Here is a 25,748-nt window from a genome sequence, read left to right as displayed (position 1 = left end):
TGTAATATGAAACTTAAGTATCTCTTAGCTCTTATATGTATGCTCCCTTTTATTACGGCATGTAACAATGAGGATGATGTAAACGCTATATTCTGTAGTGGAACGTGGACTCTGTTGAATTTTTATGAGACAACTGACTGGGAAGGCCAAACGCCCAAAAATACGGGAACAACATATAACCCTAGTATTAATCCTACTGATGCAGCAAAAATTCAAGAGTTACAGAAGTTTACAATACTTTTCAAACAAGATGGTTCATTTACAGCCATAGCAAACAGCAGTACTTTATCGGGTACATGGAGTGCTGACGGAAAGAATAGATATATTACTATAGGCTATCAAAGTCAACCAACCGGTTCTACAATGGCAAAGCTCTTTTTTGAGACTTTGAAAAACGCAAAATATTATAGAGGAACGGGAGGAGCGAATGGATTCTTACAGTTGGCTCCAGAAGGTAAAAATACTTTTATACAGTTTAAACACGAATAATGAGTATACAGGAAGATAAACAATATAATCTAGACAAGCGATATATACGTATGGCTGCTATATGGGCTGAAAATTCATATTGTCTGCGTAGACATGTCGGAGCATTGATTGTAAAGGATAAAATGATAATCTCGGATGGTTACAATGGCACTCCGGTTGGATTTGAGAATATTTGTGAAGACAGTGACGGCTTGACAAAGCCATATGTGTTACATGCAGAGGCTAATGCTATAACAAAGATTGCCCGTTCCAACAACAGTAGCAACGGGGCAACTATGTATGTTACCGCTTCACCTTGTATAGAATGTGCAAAGCTGATTATACAGGCGGGCATCAAGCGTGTAGTCTACTCAGAAAAATATAGACTGGAAGATGGACTAAATCTCTTGAGAAAAGCCAATATTGAGGTGGTATATATTAATTTGAATGAATAATATTATATAAAGAAATGAGTAATAATCATAGATCGCGTTTCATTCCTATCATTACAGCAATAAGCATTGTGATTGGTATTTTGATTGGAACTTTTTATGCAAACCATTTTTCAGGCAACAGACTGGGAATTATTAACACATCATCTAATAAGCTCAATGCTCTTCTGAGAATCATTGATGACCAATATGTAGATACTGTGAATATTGCTAATCTAGTGGAAGATGCCATGCCACAAATTCTTGCTGAGCTTGACCCCCACTCTTCATACATAGCTGCAAAGGATGTGGAAGCTGCAAATGCAGAACTTAAAGGTAGTTTCAGTGGAATAGGTATACAGTTTACAATACAAGAAGATACCATACATATTAATAGTGTCATACCAGGAGGACCTTCTGAGAAGGTTGGATTGATGGCTGGCGACAGAATTATTTCTGTTGAGGGAAAGCCTTTTGTTGGAAAGATTGTTACCAATCAGGAAGCGATGAGCAGACTGAAAGGTCCTAAAGGAAGTGAAGTTAAGATAGGAGTCTTGAGACCTTACGGGAATGAGTTACTATCTTTCTCAATCACTCGTGGCGATATTCCTGTAAAGAGCATAAACGCTTCGTATATGCTTAATGAAAACTTCGGATATATTAAAGTCGACAAGTTTGGAGAGACTACATACCCTGAACTTCTTATTGCTCTTGCTAAGCTTAACCAGCAAGGCTGTAAAGGTCTTGTACTCGACCTAAGAGGAAATACAGGAGGATATATGGCTGCAGCTATACAGATGGTAAATGAGTTCCTTCCTAAGAACAGACTTATAGTATATACAGAAGGAAGAAAACAACCTCGCGAAAACTTCTCGTCTAATGGTACAGGTAGTAGTCAGAGTATGCCAATAGTAGTGCTTGTTGATGAAGGATCAGCTTCTGCTAGTGAAATCTTTGCCGGCGCTATTCAGGATAACGACAGAGGACTTATCATAGGAAGAAGATCTTTTGGAAAGGGACTTGTACAACAGCCTATAGACTTTAGTGATGGATCTTCAATACACCTCACAATAGCTCGTTACTACACTCCTTCTGGCAGATGTATACAAAAACCTTATGTAAAAGGTAATGATACAAGCTATGAAATGGATCTTATTACAAGATATCAACATGGAGAGTTCTTCTCACAAGATAGTATAAAACTTAATAAATCTCTTGTATATCACACAAGCTTAGGGCGTACTGTATATGGTGGCGGTGGTATTATGCCTGACATTTTTGTTCCTCAGGATACGCTTGGTGCAACTTCATATTACACCACAGCAGCTAACAAAGGGCTGATATTACAGTTTACATTCTATTATACTGATGCTAACAGACAAAAACTCTTGAATTACGAGAATGAAGATGAACTGCTGAATTATATTAAGAAACAGAATCTTCTTGATAAATTTGCTTCTTTTGCAGATAAGAAAGGATTGAAGAGAAGAAATATACTTATGCATAAATCACATAAGTTGTTCGAAAAAAATATCTATGGCAATATAATATACAATATGCTGGGCACTGAGCCATATTTGAAATATCTCAATCAAAGTGACCCTACTATTTTTAAGGCTATAGAGATGCTCGATCAAGGCAAATCATTCCCACAACCTCCGGCAAAAGTCAAAAAAGATGCAAAAAAAAGATCAAAAGCAATTGCTCAGACAACAGATAAAAGATCGGAAAAGGTGTCACCAAAAGGAACAACTTTCGATCTGGTCATTAGAACTGCTTAAGAAAATAGAGACTATTGCTGCCTTCAAAGAGGCAGCAACAGTTTTATTATATTACTCCATTGCTGATGAGGTGCAAACTGCCGAGTTCATAAAGAGATGGTGCAAGGAGAAATGTATACTTCTTCCTGTAATCTGCGGAGATGAACTTGTACTTAGGAAGTATGTAAATGAAGAGAAGTTAACTGACCAAAACAGTTTCCGGATAAAAGAGCCAAGCGGAAATGATTTTACAGAATTTGATAAAATAGACATCGCAATAATTCCAGGTATGGCTTTCGATAGAAATCACAATAGATTGGGACGTGGCAAAGGATTCTACGACAGACTGCTACCAAAGATTAAGGCCCCCAAAATAGGAATATGTTTCTCTTTTCAGGTTGTTGACGAAGTACCTGTAGATGAACTCGACATACCTCTGGATGAGGTATGGACTGAAAACGGCAAACTGCTATAATTATCGGAAAATGATATTAACTATAACCTGAGCACCTACCTTATTATTAAGATTTTTCACCAACAGCTCTCTACCCATCATTAGCTCCTGACGCAATACAGAGGAGGTGAGATGTACATATAGTATCTGATTCTTTATATACATATCACCAGTATAGCGAGCTATGGCAGGACCAACAACTTCGTTCCATGACTGGATAAGCCTATACTCGTTCAAGGGTGACTCCATTCCGTTCTGCCTCATGAATTGGCGTATAAGCAATCCTATTGACTCCGCGTTACTTTTTCTCATAGCTATCCTCTAGTTATTTCGTTAATATTGCCATCCTCTACAAAGAAGATTTTATACTCATCATCATTATTAGAAAGTATCTTGTCGAGGTGGTCACGATTTGTATCTGTAATAAATATCTGACCAAACTTATCACCTGAAACAAGTCGTACTATCTGCTCTACTCTTGTAGCATCAAGTTTGTCAAATATATCATCAAGAAGTAAGATAGGTACAGTATTGCTACCTGTTCTTTTAAGGAAATCAAACTGTGCCAACTTTAGTGCAATAAGATATGTCTTGTTCTGTCCTTGAGACCCTTCCCTCTTTATTGGAAAATCTCCAAGTCCCATAATCAGATCATCCTTATGTATACCTTTAAGCGAGAATCCCATAATTCTATCTTTCTCCCTACTCTCCTTTAATAAGAGTGAAAGATCGGCTAATTTGGCATGAGATTCATATTCAAGGCTAACTTTCTCTTTGTTCTGTGATATTGTGGAATATATCTCCTGGAAGACCGGAATAAACTCTGATATAAATTTCTCCCTCTTCTCAAAGATTACTTTTCCTGTCTGCGACATAACATCCTCTAGAATATCCATTACATCTCCATCAGGCATGTTGTCAGCCTTAAGAAGCATATTTCTCTGAGTAAGGGCTTTGTTATATTTCATCAATGCTTCAAGATACCCTTTGTCATATTGAGATATAACAAGATCCATGAACCTACGTCTCTCATCACTCCCTCCAGAAATAAGAATTGAATCTGATGGTGATACCATAATCAATGGGATAAAGCCTATATGGTCAGACAGACGTTCATACTCCTTTTTATTACGTTTGAACTGCTTCTTCAGCTTTCGTTTCAATCCACAATATATCACCTCCGGGTCACCGGAATCAGTCGAGTAGAAACCTTGTACTACTACAAACTCACGATCATGCTTAATATTCTGAGAATCAATAGAGTTAAAAAAGCTCTTACAGAATGACAGATAATATATAGCATCCAGTATATTGGTCTTTCCCATACCGTTGTGACCAATAATACAGTTTATGTTTTTTGAAAAATCGAGTTCTACTTGTTCTAGATTTTTAAAATTGAGAATTGATATATGATTCAGTATCATTAACAGTTTATTTTATTCATAGACAAAATTAGCGAGAAAAAAGAGAATTAGTAAAAAAAAACTCTCTAAATTTCTTTAATACACATAATTCTACTACTTTTGTTCTCCATAAATTATTAGATAATAATAAAAAAATATAAAATGGCAGAAAAAAAACATACTCATCAACCTTTAGATCTAGACGAGGTTATGGGTTCTTCAGAAGCATTTATTCTTAAGTATAAGAACAAGCTTATTGGCGGTATTGCTGCAGCAGTTATTCTTGTTGGTGGCTACTTAGGATACAGACACTTCATAGCTGAGCCAAAAGAAGCAAAAGCAACTGAGGCAATTTTTAAAGGTGAACAGTATTTTGATGATGGTAATTTTGAGTTGGCACTTAACGGTGACAGCGTTGGTTACAAAGGATTCATAAAAGTAGCTGAAGAGTTTAGTGGAACAGATGCTGGTAACTTAGCTAATGCTTATGCCGGAATCTCTCTTGCTCAGCTTGGCAAATATGAAGATGCTATAAAGTATCTTGATAAATTCAGCGCAGATGATCAGCTTGTAGGTCCTGCTATTCTTGGTACAATTGGTAACTGCTATGCTCAGTTAGGACAACTTGACAAAGCTGCTTCTACTCTTATTAAAGCAGCAGATAAAGCAGACAGCCAAGCATTAAGTCCAATATACCTTATCCAAGCTGGAGAGTTATATGAAAAGCTAAACAAGAACAGCGAAGCAGTTGAAGCATATACTTTAATTAAGAATAAGTACTTTGAATCATACCAGTCAATGGACATTGACAAATATATTGAACGTGCTTCAATCAAGTAAGTAAATCATAGAACAAAAATATAAAGGTTGTCTGCACCAAAAGTACAGACGACCTTTTTTTTATAAAATATAAAACATAAATAAATGGCAACAATTTATCACAACCTATCAGAATATGATTTTAATTCTGTACCATCTGCTGAAAAGATGCGATTTGGAATTATTATGGCAGAATGGAATGATAATATTACCATACCTTTAATGGAGGGTGCAGTAAAAACATTAAAAAAACATGGTGCTAAGGAAGAAAATATAATTATTCAGACTGTTCCCGGAAGCTTTGAATTGATTTTTGGAGCACAACAAATGATTAAAAGCGGAAAAGTTGATGCAGTTATTGCATTTGGTTGCGTAGTTAGAGGTGATACTCCACATTTTGATTATATATGCCAAGGAACTACTCAAGGTTTGGCTCATCTTAACACAATTAGCGACATACCAGTTATTTACGGTTTACTTACCACAAACAACATGGAACAAGCAGAGGACAGATGTGGCGGGAAGCTCGGTAACAAGGGCGATGAATGTGCAATTTCCGCAATAAAAATGTTGGATTATATTTGGAAAATCAAAATATAATCGTACCTTTGCATCGCAATTGAGAAACAAACGTAATCAACACAAAAGTTGAGAAGTTTTTCAAGAGCAAAAGGGCAAATACCAGAGTGGCCAAATGGGGCAGACTGTAAATCTGCTGTCTTTCGACTTCGGTGGTTCGAATCCATCTTTGCCCACAAAATTTGCGGAAGTAGCTCAGTTGATAGAGCATTAGCCTTCCAAGCTGAGGGTCGCGGGTTTGAGCCCCGTCTTCCGCTCTCAAAGATAGGATTTTCAATAAAATGAAAATCCTATCTTTTTATACTCACACCAATTATATAATGTAGTTCAGGATCAGGGATCATACCGAAATTCTGAGGGATTCCTTTTTTATGCATATATAATACTAATTCTGGATCAGTCTCAAAAGTCTGTGATTGTATTCCTGCTACTAAAGAAAGCTTTCATTCTTTATCTCTATTCTTGATACAATAAACCTTAGTCTTAATGTTTATCGGATCATGATACTCATCAATAAGCGTCATACCACACTTTTCAGCAACACGACATGATGGAACATTGGTATATTTCATATAAGAGTATAAAGCCGGAATATTTAAAGAGTGAAAGGCATAATCTATGCATAGTCGCGCTGCTTCACTTGCATACCCCATTCCCTGATACTGTTCATGTATATGGTAGCCTATTTCCCATTTGCTAAAAATCAAGAAAAATCAAAGGAAGCGATAAGAACTTATAATGCTTTATATCAACGCATTATGTAAATTAATTGTTCTTCTTATGAATTACTCTCACTTCTTATTTTTGCTATATTTTGTTACTCGTTTCTGCGACTAATTCAGGGAATTGTGTTACCTTTGCGCCGGTAACAAAAATAATACGGATATGGAAGCATCAAAAATCACCTATAAAAAGGAGCCTGTCAAGTTCTACTTTAAGAATAAAGCAGATGGACGCAAGTCAATATATCTGGAGATATACGAGAATGGGAAACGTACTTATGAACGTATCCCTGATTTATTTATGCTTATGGAAATTGACGATGCTTCCATCAAGAAAAACAAAGCCACCTTAAATAAAGCGGAGAAACTTCGCAAAAAGCGTATGCGTGAATTGCAGGGGCAATCACAGGAGCAAAGCAAGTATATTCAATCAGATGATTCAAAACAGAGTTTGGCACTTGCCGATTGGATGGATCAGTATTATGAGATTCAAAAGAAACGAGGCGTTCGCAATCTCATTCCTATCAAGAGAGTGAAGGCACTGTTACAGCAATATAATGCAGATGTCACATTGGATGATATTGATAAGGATTTCTGCCTTGGCTTTGTTGATTTTCTAAGAACCGGCTATACTTGTTCAAATGGCAATCACCTAAGTCCAAAGTCAGGATTCAATACTTTATTAGAGTTCAGTACGGCATTGACGACTGCCGTTCGGGAAAACATCATCCCCATGAATCCAATGACCCTATTATCGGCTGGTGACAAAATCCAACCGATTGAACAGATTCGTGAATACCTCACTATCGAAGAAGTCAAGAAGTTGATAGCGACCCCTTGTAAAAGCGAAATCGTAAAGCAAGCCTATCTGTTTGCCTGTAATTGTGGATTGCGCCTTGGTGATATTAGAGCTATGTTATGGAAGGATATCTCATTTGAAGATGGTATGTGGCGAGTAGCAATCAGAATGCTCAAAACAGAAAAGATTATCTATATTCCATTACCACAACAAGCTATACAATGGTTGCCAACCGATGAAAGAATCCCAGACAATTTAGTTTTCCCTACTTTGACTGAAAATAAGATTGGTCAATATCTAAAACCTTGGGTTAAGGAAGCAGGGATAATCAATAAGGATGTATGTTTTCACACAAGTCGCCATACGTATGCAACTATGTTACTGACACTTGGCGTTGACCTTTATACGGTTTCAAAACTATTGGGACATACAAGTATTCGTCACACCCAACGATATGCAAAAATCATTAACCAAAAGAAAGATGACGCCATCGCTCTATTGGATGATGCAGAAATTTAAATCACAAACCTCAAAACTAGATACCACTATGGCAAAGAAAATTACAGTAAAATCCACAAAAGAGCCAATCAGACTCAGATTCAAGAGTCTGGCTAAAGGTGTCCAATCTATATATCTGGACTGCTATCTTGATGGCAAGCGCAGTTATGAGTTCTTGAAACTATACCTTGTACCAGAGACTAATGCGATGACGAAGGCTCAGAATGAGGCGACCATGCAAGCCGCCAATGCAATCAAGCTCACCCGAATACTTGAATACACCAACAACAAAGCTGGATTAAAAACTACCACGCTGAAATCCAAACAGACATTGTCTGAATGGATGGAAACATTCAGACAAAAGCAGGAGCAGAAAGGTGTAAAGGACAAAAAGTTGATTCATAATACGATTCATGCCATCACCGCTTATAACATCAATATCCCATTGGCAAAGATGGATCGCAAGTATTGTATCGGACTGACCAACTTCCTGAAAAATGATTATCGTTCCCCGAATGGTAATCCCATCAAGACATATACGGCTATCAACTACATGGCTTGTTTAAGAAATGCCCTGAATATGGCAGTTCGTGAAGATGTTATTCCAGATAATCCTCTGAATAAGTTATCCTTGCAGGATAAGATAAAAGTACCTGAAAGTAAACGTGAATTTTTGACGATTGAAGAATTGAAAAAGATAGAAGCCACCCCACACGATTATCTTCACATCAAGCAAGCATTCCTATTTGCCTGCTATTGTGGGTTGCGTATCAGCGATATTCGCCAACTTACTTGGAAAGACCTTATCAAAGATGGTGATAAGTGGCGCATCAACATTATGATGCAGAAAACGACAACCCCATTGTATCTTCCCATCTCCCAAAAGGCAATCAACTGGTTGCCAGAGCGAGGAAATGCCAAGGATGATGACCGTATCTTTGTAAAATTGCCGGTCCAAGTAAACACGAAACAGTATATAAAGCCATGGATGGATGCAGCAGGTATCACCAAACCGATAACTTTTCATTGCTCAAGGCATACTTTCGGAACAATGATGCTTACCTTAGGCGTTGATATTTATACGGTTAGCAAGCTGTTAGGACATAGCAAAATAGAGACCACGCAAATCTATGCAAAAATCATCAATAAGAAGAAGGATGATGCAGTCAGTTTGATTGACGAAGCATTCGGCAAACTAAACGGATAAAGACATCATTATAGATGGTATCCATATTATCAACCTATATAAGTTTAAACACAAAATTCAACTCATATAGGTTGATTTTTGTGTCAATCATACATTATTTTGTCGTAAAGTTGCATATTTCGCCTTTTTTAGTGCAGTAATCAGCAGATAATGCTTATCTTTGCACCAAAACAGACAGATATGACTATAAGAAGTTGGATAAAGCAACGTGAAATTGCAGGAAGACCTACATTTTCCATAGCGGACGTAAAGGAGGAATTCCCCAATACGTCTGTTAGGGTTATTACCTCTGAATTATATCGTTTGTCAAAGCAATCGATAATTGTATCTGTATATAAGTGCTTTTACACAGTAATGCCAGTGCAATATTCTGCTCGTGGCGTTGTCCCACCTTTATATTATATAGACCAATTGATGTCCTATTTAGGCAAGCCTTATTATATAAGCCTACTTAGTGCAGCCGAATTGCATGGTGCAGCACACCAACGACCACAGAAGTTTTCTGTAACAACTATACTACCGAAGACTACTACATCCAGCCAATATAACAATCAATTAATGTGGAACTATCGTCGCGAGATACCAGAGAATCTGCTTATGCAGAAAAATTCTGAGACTGGCAGAGTGAAATTCTCTTCCCCGGAGCTAACTGCTGTCGATTTAGTTCAATATAACCAATTGATTGGTGGACTTTCCATGGCTGCCACTGTTTTAGAAGAACTTTTGGAATATACAGATTTCAACAAGCAGTTCGAAACCCTACTTTCTGTAACCAATATTCCCACATTGCAACGATTAGGATATATTGCAGAAGTCATTTTAGAAGAGACTGAACAAGCAAATACATTGTTCAACCTTCTTAAATCAAACAACAAACGAATGAAGAAAGTTCCATTGGATTCTGACCATTCTACAGATGGATGCCAGATAGACAACCGATGGAACGTTATAATAAATCAAACAATAGAACCAGACGATATATGATAGACAGAGCATCTATACAGGAATGGAGCATACAGGTTCCATGGAAAGAGAATGTGCAGGTTGAGCAAGATTTGCTCATATCACGTGCGTTGGTCGCAATTTTCAGCGACGAGTTTTTGGCTAGTCAATTAGCATTTCGTGGAGGTACAGCCCTTCACAAACTCTATATGTCTCCACAACCAAGATACAGTGAAGATATTGACCTTGTCCAGATAACATCAGGGCCAATCAAACCCATCATGTTTCGTCTTGGTGAGGTTCTGGACTTTATGCCTGACCGTGTTACCAAGCAAAAGAGGTACAATAACACTATGCTATTTCGTATGGAGTCCGAGATACCGCCAATCATGCCTATCCGTCTGAAACTTGAAATCAATTGTTTCGAGCATTTCAATGAGATGGGACTCGTAAAGCACCCTTTTACGGTTGACAGTCAGTGGTTCAAAGGTTCATGTGAAATCACCACCTATCATTTTGCCGAATTGCTCGGCACGAAACTTCGTGCACTATATCAACGCAAAAAAGGTCGTGACTTATTCGACTTGTATGAAGCATTAACCAAAACAGATGTAAATTTGGATGATGTCATACGCTGCTATCGTAAGTACATGAGTTTTGTGGTCAGCCAACCACCTACACATAAGCAATATATCCTCAATATGGAAGAAAAAATGCAAGATCCAGACTTTCTTGGCGATACACAATTGCTTATTCGCCCGGAGATGTCATTTGACCCAATTGAAGCATACGAATTGGTGCGTGAAAAACTGATTGACAAGCTATTGATCAAGTAATTAAGTCAGAATCACAATGACAAACCTATCATCCATAGCAACCGACCTTCAGACTATCAATAATCTTTTGGTCAAATACGAGAAGAACAAGGCTCTTGAATATGAAGAGTGTCTTGTTCTATCTACATTCTATCTCCATTACAAGGATACCAATGCCATTATTGCGATGGCAGAAGATGAGCTGAATACCAATGCCGAGCATTTGTTTGACATTGCCAAACAGCTATCTGAGGCAGCTACATCATTCATTGTCATTTATAATCAGTATTCAGATTTCTTTCAATCGTTTGACCCAAAGCCAATTTGTGATGCCTACCTCAAACCTTTTGAAGAACAATATCAAGAAGCTAAGGGTATATCTACCCAGCTTTGGAAAGATTACTCTTCACTAAGCAACCGTTTGGACTTCATGGCTTATGAGGATGATGAATATCAAGCTACCGAAGACAAGTGTGATAAGGCAAAGGCTGAATACGACAAGGCTCATGCAAAAACAGACGAGCTTTTCACACGTTTCGACAAGGAGCGCAGAAAAACGGTCTCACTTTATTATTTCGACATGATGTTTTTGGAAGTATTGGTCACTCGCATTGACTGCATAGCCAAGAGTATCATTACAGATATTGATAATCTCAAAGCACAAGGCGTACTATGAGCAGACTATTTCTACAGGAAACAGCCAAGTACAATGACCTTGTGGACTTGACTTTGTGTTGTATGCTTTTTAAAGTATGCAACTGCCGACAGTTTGAGCAAATGAAAGGTACTGAATTTGCCGACTTCATGAATCTGAAACAATCAACGACAAAGATAACTGTCCGTAGTCGTGAAAACAATCGTGTCTGCTACCTATTATATATAGTGAGCAAAGAGTTCTGTAATCCGGATGTAGGTATGGAATGGGTAATGAAGATGCTTGATTGTTGCAATATCAGCCTTGAATATTACAAATCACATTATAAAGATGCTGAGTCTATCGGGACCAGTAAAGCTAATAAAATATTTGTTGAAGACGTTCGAAAAGCCTTCAAAATAGCAAAAGAGTACATGTAAACCACACAGGATTACAAACCAACCACAAACTTATACATAGTTTAATATTAGCATTTGGTTATATTGTTGTTTTTCAATGATATAACCAAACGCTTTTTTATGCTCAACCACAAATTATCCACAAATCCCCACAGATAAGTAGCCGTACATTTGCATCGAAACAAAAAGGAAAAAATGAGCCGCAGAAATGCAGCTTAGATTCCAAAAGGTTTCACGAATAGAATATCAATTAAAAACAGAAATACGATGAGAAGTGAACTACTCACGACGGTTGAAGCTGCCGAGTATCTGGGATTAAAGAAATCCTATCTACATAAGCTTATGATGCGTAAGGAAATTGTGTTTTACAAGCCAAATGGCAAATTATGCTTCTTTGACAAGAATGATTTGGACCAGTGGCAGCGTAGAATCCGTGTGTCATCACAGGAAGAAATCGACAGAGAAGCTATTGCCTATGTCACCCAGAGAGATCTTTTAAAATAGGATTGATATGAATCTGTACGAGTTAACCAATCGTTTCTGGCAAGAAGGTGAATATGAGCCATACTCTTCAACAGAGGTAGCGCTTTACTTCTTTCTTCTTTACAGAGCCAATGCACGAAGATGGCAGATGCCCATCCGTTGCCCAACTGAGATGATTTGTAACCGAATCAAGACAAGCAAGCAGAATTTGGTAAAGGCCAGAGAATGTCTTAAACAACGTGGCTTTATCAGTTTTGTTCCCGGAAAGGGTAAGGAAGTAGCTCCAACTTATACCATCATGGAGCGTATATCCCCATTGTCGGTGGAGATGTCGGTAAAGTTGTCTGAGCAATTGTCGGTGCCGTTGTCGGTGGAATTGTCGGAGCAGTTGTCCCCTTATAATATAAAAGATAAAGACAATAATAAAGATAATTCTAATAATAATGCGCGTGAGAATGAGTCTGGGTTAGATGAATTGGAATTGCGATTATCGAATGATACATCATGGCAAGAATCTATCATTTCCCTACTGTCATCTTCTCAACAAATGGAGCTCAGTCATACGGAGATAGAGAACTATATCAGCCAGTTCTTCCAATACCTCAAAATATCTGGCATTGAAAGAAGGGAAGAAAAAGAAGTACGAACTTATTTCTTCAACTGGTTAAAGAAGACAATTTTAAATAACAAGAAGAATGCTTATAAACAACAAGAAACCACAACCCAACGTAGAAGCACTGATGTACCGGTTGCTTCACCAAAGGAGTATCAAGGAACGTTTTAGACTTCCATTATCAAAAGATGATGCACGAGCAGCACTGAAGACGGCAGTTCAGGCGGAAGTACAGCACCGTCATCGTGAGTTTATAACGAATGAGGCTTTTGAAAAGCAATTGGATTGCATGGCAGAGAACCTAACCAGCAATAATGGCAAGTTTGGAATAGCATTGTGCGGATATTGTGGCAATGGCAAGACTACCTGCGTGAAAGCATTGCAACAGCTAATCAATGCCTTGCAAATCCATGATTCCTATGACAACTCCACCTACGGATTGCGTATCATGACTGCGAATGAAATCGCATGGAAGAACAAGAACGACTTTTCGTCCTGGGAACGAATCAAGACGATTCCACTTTTAGCGATTGACGACCTCGGAACGGAACCTCGCGAGATTTTAGATTATGGCAATGTGCTTAATCCAATTGTTGACCTGCTGACAAAACGCTATGACGAGCAGCTATTCACCATTTTTACGACGAACCTGACATTGGTTCAGATACGTGAGAAGTATGGCGACCGCATAGCGGACAGGCTCAACGAGATGATGGACATTATCGAGTTTACAAACCCAACTTATCGAATGAAGTAGCCATAGCTACAGACTCATTCAGCCCTTCACATTCTCTGCTCAGGTTGATATACAACGGAGCATGAAGGATTACAAAATCAATAGATCTATCGGGAATGTAGGTCTACAAACACAAAATAAATATGAAGGCTAATATTGAGCTTTACGACAGCGTTCAGTCTGCTTTGGATGCAATTTTTCAAAACACTATTGAAACAGAGATTATTTATGCTCAGAATGTGGCTTCTGGAGAAGACCTTGTAGAGCAGAGCTCAGAAAACAAAGAAGCTATCCATAAGTTCGTGGATATGGAAGTGGAATGTCCACCGAAAGATGAAGCCGAGTGCTATGAGTATCGCCATGAACTTTTTGTGAATCTGTTCGCAGCATTTGCACGCCAAGGTCACTACTTTGACCAGTTTATCATCACTTGTACAAAGAACCCAGAAACCTTGCATTGTACTTATCATATCCTAATCACCTTGTATGATGGAGCCGGCTATGTGGTGAATATGGATTCTGTGGGTAAACATTTGGGCAATGCCTGGTTTGAGGTAGCCGAGTATTATGGTTTGTCTGGACGTGCTAAAATCACAAGCCCGTTCATGAAATTACCCGGTATCGAGAATCCTCTGTTCAAGGAAAGTGGTATGCAGTATCGACTTACCAATATCTACGAAGATAAGCTTCTTAAAGAATTTCGCGAGCCTATCCTCAGAGAGTTGATGAAACGATTGGCAACGTTCTAAACCATTGATGCATTCAGCTATCGGCTCAGAAAAATAACTCTGTGTCGATGACTGAATTGCCACCATCCTGTTATCCTCTTGTATGTTGACTATTCTTGATGAGCGACTATTATCATGCCTAACAATCTTCTTGGATCAAATACCGATTGACCACTACAATTGTTTGCTTGAGTTATACGAATTGAATCAGAAGCATGAATCGGTAAGCAAGAAGGTAACAGGTATCGTGGCTAACCCAAAAACTCATTTATAAACGAAACACGGAGTATATGAAAAACGACTACTACTATTGTATCGTATTGTCTGACGAACAACTGAAATTCTTTGCCGAGAGCAAATATCACATCGATCGGATGAAGATTCTAAAGCTATTGATTGATAACGCAGTCACAAAAGAGACCACCTATAAGATTACAGGTTTCACCACTATTCTTCATGTAGGTCAGGTGGCTATCTCCGCAGTGGAACTGGGCAACCAATTGGACTATGACAAGAAGACTGTAACCAAACTGCTCGATTGCATGGTGCAGCTAGGTGTTATCACATCTGAAAAGAATAACAGAACAAGTATCCATACTTTACATTGCGTATCGGCATGGTATGTGAACAATCAGCAGATTCTTAATCCTCACTACATTCATATAAAAGACCGGCAACAGAAAAGTACGACTGCTGATGAATCAACTACGAAACTCGTGGCAAGTACAGGCAATCTATAGGCTGGTGAGAGTACACCTACTTCTGAGCTATCTGGTCAATCCAACTTCCACAGCAATTACACACAATCTTCAATGAATATCGAGAATCAGTCTATTGAATCTGTAGCGACCTCAATCCCTATCGTCCAATCTAACGAACCAGCAAACGATGATGCAGATATTACAACGAATAAGTCGGCTATGAATGCTAATGAACCAATCTGTTCTTCACAGCTATCCATAGTTCAATCTGCCAACAATGATGATAATATGAGGTTATCCTCTTCCGCTGATGATGATTTGTACACCTCAAGGCAAGACAATGGAAATGCAGATAGAACAGAGCATAATGACAGCCTATCGGCAACGCTATCCGTTAACGATGACGGCACTAATACTAGTCCATCAACAGACACCCAGCAACCACATGAAGAGGAAGTTTACACTCCCCATCAAGGTTAATGGATGCCGAAAACCTGAAAGTAAAACACCCCGTAGTGACCAGAACTTTTGTTGGTATTTACAAGAAGTGCCAATGTCGTACAAATTCGCTTCGCTCGTTCATACCACATTAGCTTTCTTGCAACGCTCGCAGGCTCGCATTGAGTTGGTCACTTTTATAAAACCACAAACACAAAAACCTCTTTTTAAATGAAGAAACAAACCAAAAATGAAGTCCCAAAGCGCATCAAGCGATTGGAGGCAAGAGTAACCAAAGCAGAATATGAAAAGATAGAAGCACTGGCAAAAGAGTGTGGCTTATCTGTAAGTGAGTACACCAGACAAGTGGCATTAGGCCAGCATCCACGCAAGCGATTGGATGACCGTGAAATAGATGCGTTGTGTAGTTTGTCCGATGCACGTGCAGACTTGATCAAGATTGCAGCAGCTGTGAAATCTATCCAAGCTGATAAGCGAGGTTTAGTATTCAAAGACCCTGCATTTGTTGAACGATGGATGCGAGCTTCCGTACCATTGATTCAACGATGGAGTGAGATTATCATTTACATGAAGAACTAATTTCCATAGCCAATTATGGTAGCCGAAGCTATAAGCATAGACCATGGCGCAAACGCCGTGCATTATGCGGTTGATCAAGACCGTGCCGACCTGATAAAAGCGAACCACTTGCCCGAAGGTATTTCAGCCGAAGCCATGTGGCAACGTATGGATCTCCATTTGGCAAAGGTGGCTGGTGACAACCCTAAGCGAAGACCTATAAAAAACACGGTGATAAGAATGGAAATATCCCCAACCAATGAAGAGACCGCAGGATGGACGATGGCTGATTGGGAACGTTTGACAAACGAGTTCATCCAAGCATTTGATTCTATAGATCTGTCGGATAGCACACAGCGCGCCAGTTCTAAAGCTACCAATTTGGCTAACAGCCAGTATGTGGCAGCGCTTCATCGTGATAGTATCTCTGGCATTCTACATCTTCACATTGATGCCAGTCGTGTGGACATGGAAGGCAATGTCAATGATGACCATCTTGTCGGGAGACAAGCTGTGATGGCTGCCCAAATCATAAATCTAAGACGTGGATGGGAGAATCCTGAAGATATTGAGCAAGCCCATATACAAGAGATTTCGGATGCCTGTATTCAGATACTGACAAACATGAATTCGTTCACTTGGGAAGAATATGAACGTAGGCTTGAACAACATGGATATAAACCGTACTTGCATCGTGATACCAAAAATAAAGTAACCGGTTATGCCATCATGAGGGGCAACTCCAAATATAAATCATCGAAGTTGGGTAAAGGTCGCAATCTTATGCCATCCACTATTTTGAAAACTTGGGCTAAGCTTCATGCTGAGAATGATGCAAAGGTTGCAGCTTCTAAAGTTGAAGATAGAACTTGGACAGCACCTGCTAGGACTGCAAAAGTGAATCAATCACCTCCCGTGCCAGTACTCAAACCTGTTATACTTAAGCCTGCACCTATCATAAACCACTATACAATCTCAACTGATGAGTATCACGATTATGATGTGGACATACCTGCATCAGCAGACGATATTATTGCCAATGAATGTTCAGTACCAGATGGCAATGAATATGCAACGCTTGAAAAAGTTCAGGCTACTGCCATGCTTCTATTCGCAGGTTATCTTGATGGTGCATTGAGTATGTCAATGTCTTGTGGTGGTGGAGGAAATGATATGAGTGGTTGGGGAAAAGACAAAGATGAAGACGACCTCAAATGGGCATATCGTTGCGCTCGGATGGCTCATCAAATGTGTAAACGTCGCTCAAGAGGTATGCACAGATAGCAACAACAAAACTTGAAAATCCTATGGGAATAAGAAACAGCAGAAAAGATAATATCAACTTGGATGGTTTGAATGAAACTTCTCAACAATCGGCAGAAGCAACTATTCAGTTGTCAGCAATCTCTTATGCCACCTTGAAATACGACTTTGCGACCACCGTCAGTCTTGGTGTAAAAGAACTGATGGATATGCAGGAGAATCGGCTTGTGGCAAATATGAAATCAGTAAAGGTGGAACATCAAGAACGTATCGTAGATAATACCAATGTAATTCGCAGAATCTTGGAACAGAAGCAGGATGAGACAAGGGCATCCAATCCAAATGAAACGAGTACCGCCGATAAGATATATGAAGAGATTACCAAACGGCTACGAAGTATAGAAGATAAAGTTGATGCATTTAAGCCAAACGCTAATTCTATCTTGCCTCCTATTTGGCCACCAGTAGATGGTGGCTTGAAGAGGTACATTTGGAAGTACATCAGTTATAAAGCCAAATGCTTTTGGTTCGATACATATCTTCAAAAATTCATTCGCCTATGTGTGCGATTGATGATTATTGTTGGAACATTCCTACTTGGCTTTATGATTGCCGAGAATGCTACTTTGAGAAAAGATAATGCGAAAGCTGTGCAAATCATACAGATGATGAAAGCTGTTCAAATCCCATAGGGTTTATACTTCAAAGCAATTGAGTACCACTTACTATATATGGTATACTTATGTCTTACGAAAAAAGAAACTATGTCAGTAAAATTAAAATTCAGAGCATCTACAGATGCAAACAAAGAAGGGGCTTTGTATTTTCAGGTAATTCATGATAGAATTGTCCGTCAGATACCGACTTCTTATCACATCTTTACAAGTGAATGGAATGAGGACGTTGGTAGAATAATCATACCCGATGTTGAATCTTTACGAAAAGACCAACTTTGCCTTATTAAAGACAAAGTCACTTGGTTGCAGTGCAAAATTCAAGGTGTGATAACTACATTAGAGAAAAATGGAGGTCACTACACAACCGACGATATTGTGACAATGTATCAGCAGGCATCGAATGAATGTGATTCGGTATTTGAATTTATGAGAAAACAAGTTGAGCGATTAAAGAAGTTAAACAGAATCAGGACAAGCGAGACCTATCAAGCCACGCTAAACAGCTTTATGCGTTTTCGTGAGAATGTGGACTTAACATTTGGTCGATTGGATTCTGATTTAATGAAGCTTTATGAAGCCCACATGAAAGTCAAAGGTTTGAAACGCAATACATCATCCTTTTATATGCGTATTTTGCGTACCATTTATAATAAAGCTGTAGAAGAAGGGCTTACCGGTCAAAATGAGCCATTCAAGAGAGTATATACAGGAATCGACAAGACTGAGAAAAGAGCTATCAGTTTGGCTGATATAAAGAAAATCAAAGAGCTGGACTTAACAGGCAATTCTTCTCTTGACTATGCTCGTGATATGTTCCTCATGAGTTTCTATCTTCGAGGAATGCCTTTTGTCGATATGGCATATCTCAAGAAAAAGGACTTACAAAATGGATTCGTAAGGTATAGCCGTCAGAAAACAGACCAACAGCTAATCATCCAATGGGAAACTCATATGCAATCCACGATGGCAAAATATCCAGAGAATGCAATCCAATATCTACTGCCCATTATTTCAGCAGAGAATGGGACAGAACGAAAGCAATACTGCCGCAAGGGACTTTTCATAAATCGTAAACTAAAAGTGATTGGGAAGATGGTAGGTCTTGACATTTCTCTTTCTATGTATGTAGCAAGGCATAGCTGGGCAAGTGCAGCCCGAGATAAAAACGTGCCATTATCTGTAATCAGCAAGGCTTTAGGGCATGATTCGGAAGCTACCACGCAAATCTATCTTTCTTCAATCAAGACTTCTGTAATAGATCAAGCAAACGATAAGATACTAAAAGATTTGTAAGAAATCATTCAATTTGTATCATTCAAACACTGTTTATCAGAATAGAAAATCTCTTCGGAAGAGTCAATCATCCGCCACAAAGTTACCTATTTTATTTCTTATGGCTTCCTATTTTACAAGAAATCTACTAGAAAATGTGTGTTTTAATGAAAAAAGTTTTGCGAATTGCAACATAAATATGCTGTATAGCATAGAAAATCAAGCTGTTTCTTAAAACAGACCAACTCTTCCGAAGAGATTATCAACAAAACTAGTTAGAATAGTTAAAGAGAAAAAACGACGTTGTCATTGGAAAATGTTCAATCCAAAAGCTTCTCCAACGCCTCAAAGATAACTGGTCAAATCTGAGTTGCTATAGACCACCTTAAATTTAACGACTATATGCCGACAGAACATACTCTTATAGCAAATTCTGGCATACAGATAATGACTTTCAAATTGAGTATTAATACTCAGGAAAAGTTTAAGATGTGGTACCATGAATGGTATGACACTGACAATGGAGAGTGGCGCTTAGACCCTGTCTATGAATTAAGGACAGAGGATGAATGTGTTTATTACAATAAATTGAAATTACACAAGGGTGGTTATTTAAATGACCCTTCTATTGAAATTGATGTCAACGACTTAAAAAACGATGACATTCTTCCACTTCGTGTTGACGAAGTGAATTGTACAGGAATTAAAGGTGACATATTCAATATGACCTTTTCTGATAGAGATAATAAATTATCTTGTTTCGAAAATGTCTGGCTTCCTATCCCTTACTTCTTTAAGCGTACTCCTAAACGCTTCAAATTTGGGCCTCTTAATTGGGCTCGTTTTAAGATGATTCCTCTAGGGGAGGAAAAAGGAACAAAGCTGTATAATATCATTCTTGCTTTTGACACAAAGGCTAAATATGAAAATGACGAATACAATGAATGTCCTATTTTCCCAGACAAGTTCAGAGAAGATATGGACTTTGAGCTTTGTAGCAACGAGTTCTATTTAATGGATTATTGCTCTCCAGGAAATAATTGGAGCTATATAGATGATTATCTTCTTCATATTGTGCATCCAGGAATCCAAAGAGTATCTCAAATCAGAGGCGCAAATATAAGACGTATGTCATATGTTGCATCATACACATTTTTAATAAATTACCTTGCAAGTAAGGAAATCTTCCCTAAAATCAAACTCTTCAAAGATACAGATGTTGAGATTAAAGATGTTGACATGGTTATTGATATCGGCAACTCTAGGACAACGGCTTTGCTTATCGAAGACAATACGAACTTCAATCAAGTTCGTCAACTAGAACTTATTGACTACACTAATTTTATAAAAGAAATTAATGGTACAATCGATATAAATAAATATGATGAACCTTTTGATATGCGTCTTGCATTCCGAAAGGTGAATTTTGGCGATTTTGGAATAAAAGATAGCAAACAATTTGTATACCCTAGTTTAATACGTCTAGGGCAAGAAGCCAATAGCTTGATTCATCTTGCTACTAATAATGTTGATGACGCAGAATCACTTTCGACATATTCTAGCCCCAAACGGTACTTATGGGATTGGCGACCAAATAAAGAAGAATGGAAATATTTGGTATTGAAAAAAGAGACTGATGATCATATACTAAATCTTAGAGGTATAACAAACCAGTTAAAAAGTGATGGTTCTCTTGATATAACTGGGAATAGCGGCAGTTCATTTCATTATTCACGCCGTTCTCTTATGACATTTTCTTTTTTAGAGATGCTTGTACAGGCAAAGACTCAGATAAATGGAGAAACGCATCGTTCTAATCGAACAGGATTTGGAAAACCTTCCATACCAAGAAAGGTTCGTAGAATTATTGTAACTTGTCCTACAGCAATGTCAAAAGTTGAACGTGAAGCTCTTGTCCATTGTGCAAAAGATGCTGTAATTCTTTTGGATAATTTTGACTATTCAGACCCTTCTGAAAATCTTAAGCCAGGAAAATCCGTAGATGTTATTCCTGCCATTCAGTCAAAAAAAGATGATGATGGTATTTGGTACTATGATGAAGCTACATGCTCTCAGTTAGTCTATATGTATGGAGAAGTTGGTCATAAATATAAAGGGTGTTGCAGTGAGTTCTTTAATCTTTATGGTAAAATAGAGGATAAAGACAATCAACCTACAATTACGGTTGGCTCACTAGATATTGGAGCAGGAACTACGGATTTAATGATAAGCAAATATTCATATATTAAAGGCGACGTCACAACAATTACTCCTGATCCAAAATTTTATGATAGCTTCTACTTCGCAGGAGATGACATGCTTTATGCTCTAATAAAAAACATATTGATTCTTGATGAAAATAGTGCCTTCAGGAATGAACTAAGGCTGAATTCCACAAAAGAATATCGCCAAAAAATGAAGAACTTTTTTGGGGAGGATTACAATGGACAAACAATTGCGGACAGAGTTCTCAGGAAAGATTTTAATATACAATATTCTGTTCCACTAATGTGTCATTTCCTTGAATTACTTAAGAGAAATAGTAAAGATTGTTTAGTAAAATATTCTGATGTGTTCTCTGAATGTCCACCTAATGAATCTGTTATAGAGGGATTTAAGGAGAAATTAAATATTGATGTTAGACAGCTAGCATGGAAGTTTGATAAACAGTCTGTTTCAACCATAGTACAGAAAGAGTTTGAGCCACTTTTAAAGAAAGTAGCTACTATCATGTATTCATATGCATGTGACGTAGTTTTGCTTTCAGGTAGACCTGCATCATTGCCTGCTATTCGAGACATTTTCTTAAAATATTATTCTGTATCTCCAAACAGACTGATTGTACTAAACGATTATTACGTTGGTGATTGGTATCCATTCGGAGAAAATACTGGCTACATAAAAAACGTCAAAACAATTGTAGCTATGGGTGGAGTTATAGGTCACTATGCCTCTGAGTTATCAAATTTGAATAAGTTTATAATAAACTTAGATTCATTGAAAAAGAATCTAAAATCAACCGTAAACTTCATAGAAGCATCAAGAGAAGGACAACCGATTGAATACTTTATCACTCCAGATAAAAATAGAGGTGACTTAACAGTAAGCAATATTCCTGAAATTCTTAATGTTCGGCAGGTCGGTATGGATTCTTATCCTTGCAGAGCCTTATATTCAATTGATTATAACAGATATAAGATTGCTGACAAAATAAGAAAAAAGGCTATTTTAAGTAATGAAGAATGTCCAACTGATGCTAAAGTTCTAGGATTAGTAAATGAAGCTCTAAATACACTCAAGAAGAAAATGCCTTTCAAAATTACAATAGAAAGAGATGCAGAGGACAAAGAAAATCTTGAAATTGTATCTATTGTTGATCGTAATGGAGAAGATATTCTTGATAGCAACCTAGAGATTCACATTCAAAGTCTTGGCGTTGATGAACAGTATTGGCTTGATTCTGGCGCTTTTGATTTCTAAATTATTGGAGAAGAGTAATATGATACAAGATATTAACAAACATATAAAATTGATTGATCAATCAATAGCATGGGCTAAAGAATATGGTAAGGAGTCTTTTCCTTATGATGTATTTAAGGAATATCGTCGAAAAATAAGACGAATTCGTTCTGCTCTTGGCGAAAACTGCTCGGCAGCTGCTTATGGAGAGAGTCAAGTGGGTAAATCTTACTTGATGAGTAGTTTGTTGTCTTCACCCGATTCACCTTTTGTCATTACCAATGCAGGGAAATCATATAGTTTTATAGATGACCTCAATCCCAGTGGAGGTAATAATTCTAAGGTAGAATCTACTGGTGTAATTACCCGTTTTACAATCGCTTCTGACAGTAATGCCATGAAAGATTTTGTAAAAGTCAGAAACCTATCAGTTGTTGATATAATTCTTCTTTTAGCTGATTCGTATTACAACGATATAAAAATTAATCAAGATAATGTGTTGAAATATGATGACATAAACAAATCGTTAGAGAGTATCAGTAATCATTGGGCTTCACACATTGTTCAACAAAATGAAATTGAAGAAGATGACATTAAAGACATCAGTGATTATCTTCATGATGTAATCGGTAACGCTGCTTCAAGTATTAATCAGTCAAATTTCTGTAAAATAGTCTCACCTATTATTCAATTTGTTTCCTACGACAAATGGGTGGATATTTTTAGTCTTCTTTGGAATAAAAATACTGAACTCAGTAAATTGTTTTGTGTATTGATAAATGAATACAAAAAAATCAACTTTCAAACTGAGGTTTATATTCCCTTTGATACTGTTTTAAGAGACAAAGGCACTCTTCTCAAAATAGAATGGCTTGATACCGTTTGCGGCGTACAAATAGAAACAGGAAATGATGAAATATATACAGATATTTTAGATAGTAACGGTAATATATTAGCTCATGATTTTCACAAGGGAAATCTTTCAGCCTTGATTGCTGAATTAACATTTGAATTACCTACATCAGTAGCAAATGAAAGAAAATTTCTACACAAATTGGATTTATTGGACTTTCCTGGTGCTCGTTCTCGTGAAAAATATAAAGAGCAGGATATCAAAACTGTACTGCCTAAAATTCTTCGTCGCGGAAAAGTAGCTTACCTTTTTAATAAATATTCTCGTTCATTACGAATAAGTAGTGTCCTTTTTTGTCACCACAACGATCAGAAGGCTGAAGCTACGATTGGTGAAACTATCAATAGTTGGATTGAAGATAATATTGGTAATACATCACAAGACCGTGCTGAGATGCTAAGCAATACAAACGGTATAGCTCCATTGTTTTTTGTAGCAACAAAATTTAATATTGATTTAGAGAAAACAAAAACGGATTCTCCATCCACTATTGATAAACTCGATTCTCACTGGAACCGCTTTAACACGGTATTCCCTGAGATTATAAAACCTAATCGTTGGTTGGATGATTGGGTTAAACCTGGTGGTATATTCACATCAGCATCATTCCAAAATATTTATCCATTGCGTGACTTCTACTGGTCTGGTAAAAATAATTTATTTGATGGCTACAGTGATGGAACTATAAAATCTGAAGAAAAATCTATTCATAATTATTCAGACTATCCAGATTATTTCAAAAACCTAAGAAAAAGTTTCTTACAAAATGATTTTGTGAGGAAGCACTTTGCAAATCCTGAACATACATGGGACGACGTAGCAACATTAAATAATGATGGCTCAAAGGCCATAATAAGGAATTTAGATTGCATTGCAAGCGTACTAGATGAAGCTAGAAAAAAGAAATATTTAGCGCAGTTACAAAATATCAAAGAAGATATGTATAACACTCTTTCTGTCTATTTTGAACCAGAAGATAAGGATGCAAAAAATCAGAAAGTTAAGCGTATTGCTAGTGACATTAGGATGTCATTAATGCTTAGTGTCGGAGAAAGACCTGAAGTGTTTGGAAGAATAATTGACAATCTTATGATTCCTGTAGGAGACCTACGAGATATTGCTTATGATATAATTATTTGTCATTCTGACACACCAAAGGATTTTTCAATTATTAACTTTATACGTAAACAAGTAGGTATTGATTCTACTGATAATAAAGCAACTAATATTCAGAAATTATGCGACTTTTTTGGATGTGATGAGCCAAGGTTAGAAGAAGCATTAAAAGAACGTGGTTGTACAATTTCAGAAGTCGTTTCAAGCGAAACTGAAACTTTGACGACTGTTGCAGATGTTTTAACCAAGCATATTATTGATTATTGGAATTCTTTCATAAATAACCAAGTGAAAGTTTTGGAGCCAATGCTACCTCATTCTGAAGATGTCATTTTTATGTTGGCCGCGCTATTGAAAAAATTAAATATAAAGAGAATTATTTCAGAACGAATTGATAGATATTGCAAAGTGTTCAGTTTGAACGAACAGCCAAATGCCGTTGCTGATTATGCCGCATTGACCCTGAATAATTTTATAAGTTCTGTGGGCCGAAATTACATCAATAATGATGAAGTTGAAAGCATTAAAGCAAAGGCTAATAAATGTAATATTAAAGTTGATTTATCTTCGTCTGCTTGGTACACTGATAGAAAACCTCAGCCTCTTCTGCAGGCTCTTAAAGCGTTTGATGATGCAGCTAATATTGATGCTATTGATAATAGCACCTTACTAAAGTTACCGCTTTGGGATAATTTCCAAAGATGGGAAAATCTAGTTACTATTGGTCTATTATACGCAAGTGATATATCTCAGGTTGACCCCATAGCAAATGCAAAAATTAAGGAACTAGTTGATACTTGTGAACTCTTATACAAATAAA

At 37.5% G+C, this 25,748-nt stretch carries 27 protein-coding genes and 2 tRNA genes; 26 read left to right on the top strand and 3 right to left on the bottom strand.

Going from position 1 to position 25,748, the window contains the following annotated elements; genetic code table 11:
- The first annotated feature begins 6 nt into the window (after nucleotides 1-6).
- Genes JCM15092_RS10925 through JCM15092_RS10910 form a run of 4 tightly spaced genes read left to right on the top strand, consistent with a single transcriptional unit; the run spans nucleotide 7 to nucleotide 3,134 of the window.
- Nucleotides 7-489, top strand: a complete 483-nt coding sequence (locus JCM15092_RS10925) for a DUF4847 family protein (protein ID WP_024994699.1) — start codon at nucleotides 7-9, stop codon at nucleotides 487-489.
- Complete coding sequence (locus JCM15092_RS10920) at nucleotides 489-923, top strand: deoxycytidylate deaminase (RefSeq protein WP_024994698.1); 435 nt, start codon at nucleotides 489-491, stop codon at nucleotides 921-923. Before JCM15092_RS10925 ends, JCM15092_RS10920 begins: the two co-directional genes overlap by 1 nt.
- Nucleotides 924-937: 14 nt before the next feature.
- Nucleotides 938-2,680, top strand: coding sequence for a S41 family peptidase (locus JCM15092_RS10915; RefSeq protein WP_024994697.1), 1,743 nt, complete (start codon nucleotides 938-940; stop codon nucleotides 2,678-2,680).
- Nucleotides 2,601-3,134, top strand: coding sequence for a 5-formyltetrahydrofolate cyclo-ligase (locus JCM15092_RS10910; RefSeq protein ID WP_235782338.1), 534 nt, complete (start codon nucleotides 2,601-2,603; stop codon nucleotides 3,132-3,134). Before JCM15092_RS10915 ends, JCM15092_RS10910 begins: the two co-directional genes overlap by 80 nt.
- Here JCM15092_RS10910 and JCM15092_RS10905 read toward each other — a convergent pair whose 3' ends face one another.
- Together JCM15092_RS10905 and recF are read right to left on the bottom strand one after the other, a co-directional pair.
- Nucleotides 3,135-3,425, bottom strand: coding sequence for a DciA family protein (locus JCM15092_RS10905; protein WP_024994695.1), 291 nt, complete (start codon nucleotides 3,423-3,425; stop codon nucleotides 3,135-3,137). It lies immediately after the preceding gene.
- Nucleotides 3,426-3,427: 2 nt separating this feature from the next.
- Nucleotides 3,428-4,537 (bottom strand): DNA replication/repair protein RecF, encoded by a 1,110-nt coding sequence (gene recF, locus JCM15092_RS10900; protein WP_024994694.1) that lies wholly within the window; start codon nucleotides 4,535-4,537, stop codon nucleotides 3,428-3,430.
- 141 nt (nucleotides 4,538-4,678) lie between these two features.
- On the opposite strand from recF, the gene JCM15092_RS10895 reads away from it, so the two are divergent.
- From JCM15092_RS10895 to JCM15092_RS10880, 4 genes are all read left to right on the top strand, one after another.
- A complete protein-coding gene (locus JCM15092_RS10895) occupies nucleotides 4,679-5,356 on the top strand; it encodes a tetratricopeptide repeat protein (protein ID WP_024994693.1) in 678 nt (225 codons plus the stop codon).
- Between the two features lie 84 nt (nucleotides 5,357-5,440).
- Nucleotides 5,441-5,935 (top strand): 6,7-dimethyl-8-ribityllumazine synthase, encoded by a 495-nt coding sequence (gene ribH / locus JCM15092_RS10890; protein ID WP_024994692.1) that lies wholly within the window; start codon nucleotides 5,441-5,443, stop codon nucleotides 5,933-5,935.
- Between the two features lie 72 nt (nucleotides 5,936-6,007).
- Nucleotides 6,008-6,090 (top strand) — tRNA-Tyr (locus tag JCM15092_RS10885).
- An 8-nt stretch (nucleotides 6,091-6,098) separates the two neighbouring features.
- A tRNA-Gly gene (locus JCM15092_RS10880) sits at nucleotides 6,099-6,171 on the top strand.
- A 186-nt stretch (nucleotides 6,172-6,357) separates the two neighbouring features.
- Here JCM15092_RS10880 and JCM15092_RS10870 read toward each other — a convergent pair.
- Nucleotides 6,358-6,621, bottom strand: coding sequence for a GNAT family N-acetyltransferase (locus JCM15092_RS10870; protein ID WP_024994691.1), 264 nt, complete (start codon nucleotides 6,619-6,621; stop codon nucleotides 6,358-6,360).
- A gap of 139 nt (nucleotides 6,622-6,760) precedes the next feature.
- On the opposite strand from JCM15092_RS10870, the gene JCM15092_RS10865 reads away from it, so the two are divergent.
- The 18 genes from JCM15092_RS10865 to JCM15092_RS10780 all read left to right on the top strand — a co-directional run bounded on the left by JCM15092_RS10865 (nucleotide 6,761) and on the right by JCM15092_RS10780 (nucleotide 25,747).
- Complete coding sequence (locus tag JCM15092_RS10865) at nucleotides 6,761-7,954, top strand: site-specific integrase (RefSeq protein WP_235782337.1); 1,194 nt, start codon at nucleotides 6,761-6,763, stop codon at nucleotides 7,952-7,954.
- 28 nt (nucleotides 7,955-7,982) lie between these two features.
- Complete coding sequence (locus JCM15092_RS10860) at nucleotides 7,983-9,140, top strand: site-specific integrase (protein WP_024994689.1); 1,158 nt, start codon at nucleotides 7,983-7,985, stop codon at nucleotides 9,138-9,140.
- A 180-nt stretch (nucleotides 9,141-9,320) separates the two neighbouring features.
- On the top strand, nucleotides 9,321-10,124 hold the full coding sequence (locus JCM15092_RS10855; protein ID WP_024994688.1) for a type IV toxin-antitoxin system AbiEi family antitoxin domain-containing protein: 804 nt from the start codon (nucleotides 9,321-9,323) through the stop codon (nucleotides 10,122-10,124).
- Entirely contained in the window at nucleotides 10,121-10,918 is a 798-nt protein-coding gene (locus JCM15092_RS10850; protein WP_024994687.1) for a nucleotidyl transferase AbiEii/AbiGii toxin family protein, read from the top strand. Before JCM15092_RS10855 ends, JCM15092_RS10850 begins: the two co-directional genes overlap by 4 nt.
- A 16-nt stretch (nucleotides 10,919-10,934) precedes the next feature.
- Complete coding sequence (locus tag JCM15092_RS10845) at nucleotides 10,935-11,573, top strand: hypothetical protein (protein ID WP_024994686.1); 639 nt, start codon at nucleotides 10,935-10,937, stop codon at nucleotides 11,571-11,573.
- The gene (locus JCM15092_RS10840; protein ID WP_024994685.1) at nucleotides 11,570-11,971 is read left to right on the top strand and encodes a hypothetical protein; all 402 of its coding nucleotides are present in this window, start codon (nucleotides 11,570-11,572) and stop codon (nucleotides 11,969-11,971) included. Before JCM15092_RS10845 ends, JCM15092_RS10840 begins: the two co-directional genes overlap by 4 nt.
- A gap of 246 nt (nucleotides 11,972-12,217) precedes the next feature.
- Entirely contained in the window at nucleotides 12,218-12,454 is a 237-nt protein-coding gene (locus JCM15092_RS10835; protein ID WP_024994684.1) for a helix-turn-helix domain-containing protein, read from the top strand.
- A 7-nt stretch (nucleotides 12,455-12,461) separates the two neighbouring features.
- Nucleotides 12,462-13,217, top strand: coding sequence for a DUF7833 domain-containing protein (locus tag JCM15092_RS10830; protein ID WP_024994683.1), 756 nt, complete (start codon nucleotides 12,462-12,464; stop codon nucleotides 13,215-13,217).
- Nucleotides 13,129-13,803 carry a P-loop NTPase family protein gene (locus JCM15092_RS10825; protein ID WP_235782336.1) on the top strand — a complete coding sequence of 225 codons (675 nt, stop codon included), beginning with the start codon at nucleotides 13,129-13,131 and terminating at the stop codon, nucleotides 13,801-13,803. The genes JCM15092_RS10830 and JCM15092_RS10825 overlap by 89 nt, the downstream gene beginning before the upstream one ends.
- Before the next feature lie 122 nt (nucleotides 13,804-13,925).
- Nucleotides 13,926-14,531, top strand: a complete 606-nt coding sequence (locus JCM15092_RS10820) for a hypothetical protein (protein ID WP_024994681.1) — start codon at nucleotides 13,926-13,928, stop codon at nucleotides 14,529-14,531.
- 269 nt (nucleotides 14,532-14,800) lie between these two features.
- On the top strand, nucleotides 14,801-15,250 hold the full coding sequence (locus JCM15092_RS10815; RefSeq protein ID WP_024994680.1) for a hypothetical protein: 450 nt from the start codon (nucleotides 14,801-14,803) through the stop codon (nucleotides 15,248-15,250).
- Between the two features lie 72 nt (nucleotides 15,251-15,322).
- Nucleotides 15,323-15,691 carry a hypothetical protein gene (locus JCM15092_RS10810; protein ID WP_024994679.1) on the top strand — a complete coding sequence of 123 codons (369 nt, stop codon included), beginning with the start codon at nucleotides 15,323-15,325 and terminating at the stop codon, nucleotides 15,689-15,691.
- A gap of 189 nt (nucleotides 15,692-15,880) precedes the next feature.
- The gene (locus JCM15092_RS10805; protein WP_024994678.1) at nucleotides 15,881-16,249 is read left to right on the top strand and encodes a plasmid mobilization protein; all 369 of its coding nucleotides are present in this window, start codon (nucleotides 15,881-15,883) and stop codon (nucleotides 16,247-16,249) included.
- Between the two features lie 15 nt (nucleotides 16,250-16,264).
- On the top strand, nucleotides 16,265-17,512 hold the full coding sequence (locus tag JCM15092_RS10800) for a relaxase family protein (protein ID WP_024994677.1): 1,248 nt from the start codon (nucleotides 16,265-16,267) through the stop codon (nucleotides 17,510-17,512).
- Between the two features lie 23 nt (nucleotides 17,513-17,535).
- The gene (locus tag JCM15092_RS10795; protein WP_024994676.1) at nucleotides 17,536-18,183 is read left to right on the top strand and encodes a hypothetical protein; all 648 of its coding nucleotides are present in this window, start codon (nucleotides 17,536-17,538) and stop codon (nucleotides 18,181-18,183) included.
- A gap of 72 nt (nucleotides 18,184-18,255) precedes the next feature.
- Nucleotides 18,256-19,461, top strand: coding sequence for a site-specific integrase (locus JCM15092_RS10790; protein ID WP_034541922.1), 1,206 nt, complete (start codon nucleotides 18,256-18,258; stop codon nucleotides 19,459-19,461).
- A 381-nt stretch (nucleotides 19,462-19,842) separates the two neighbouring features.
- Nucleotides 19,843-22,920, top strand: a complete 3,078-nt coding sequence (locus JCM15092_RS10785; RefSeq protein WP_024994674.1) for a virulence factor SrfB — start codon at nucleotides 19,843-19,845, stop codon at nucleotides 22,918-22,920.
- Complete coding sequence (locus tag JCM15092_RS10780) at nucleotides 22,880-25,747, top strand: virulence factor SrfC family protein (protein ID WP_235782335.1); 2,868 nt, start codon at nucleotides 22,880-22,882, stop codon at nucleotides 25,745-25,747. The genes JCM15092_RS10785 and JCM15092_RS10780 overlap by 41 nt, the downstream gene beginning before the upstream one ends.
- Nucleotide 25,748 lies beyond the last annotated feature (1 nt).

Origin of the sequence: Phocaeicola paurosaccharolyticus JCM 15092 (genome assembly GCF_000613805.1) — a bacterium.
GTDB classification, from domain to species: Bacteria; Bacteroidota; Bacteroidia; order Bacteroidales; family Bacteroidaceae; genus Phocaeicola; species Phocaeicola paurosaccharolyticus.
This window is presented reverse-complemented; position numbering and strand designations above follow the sequence as displayed.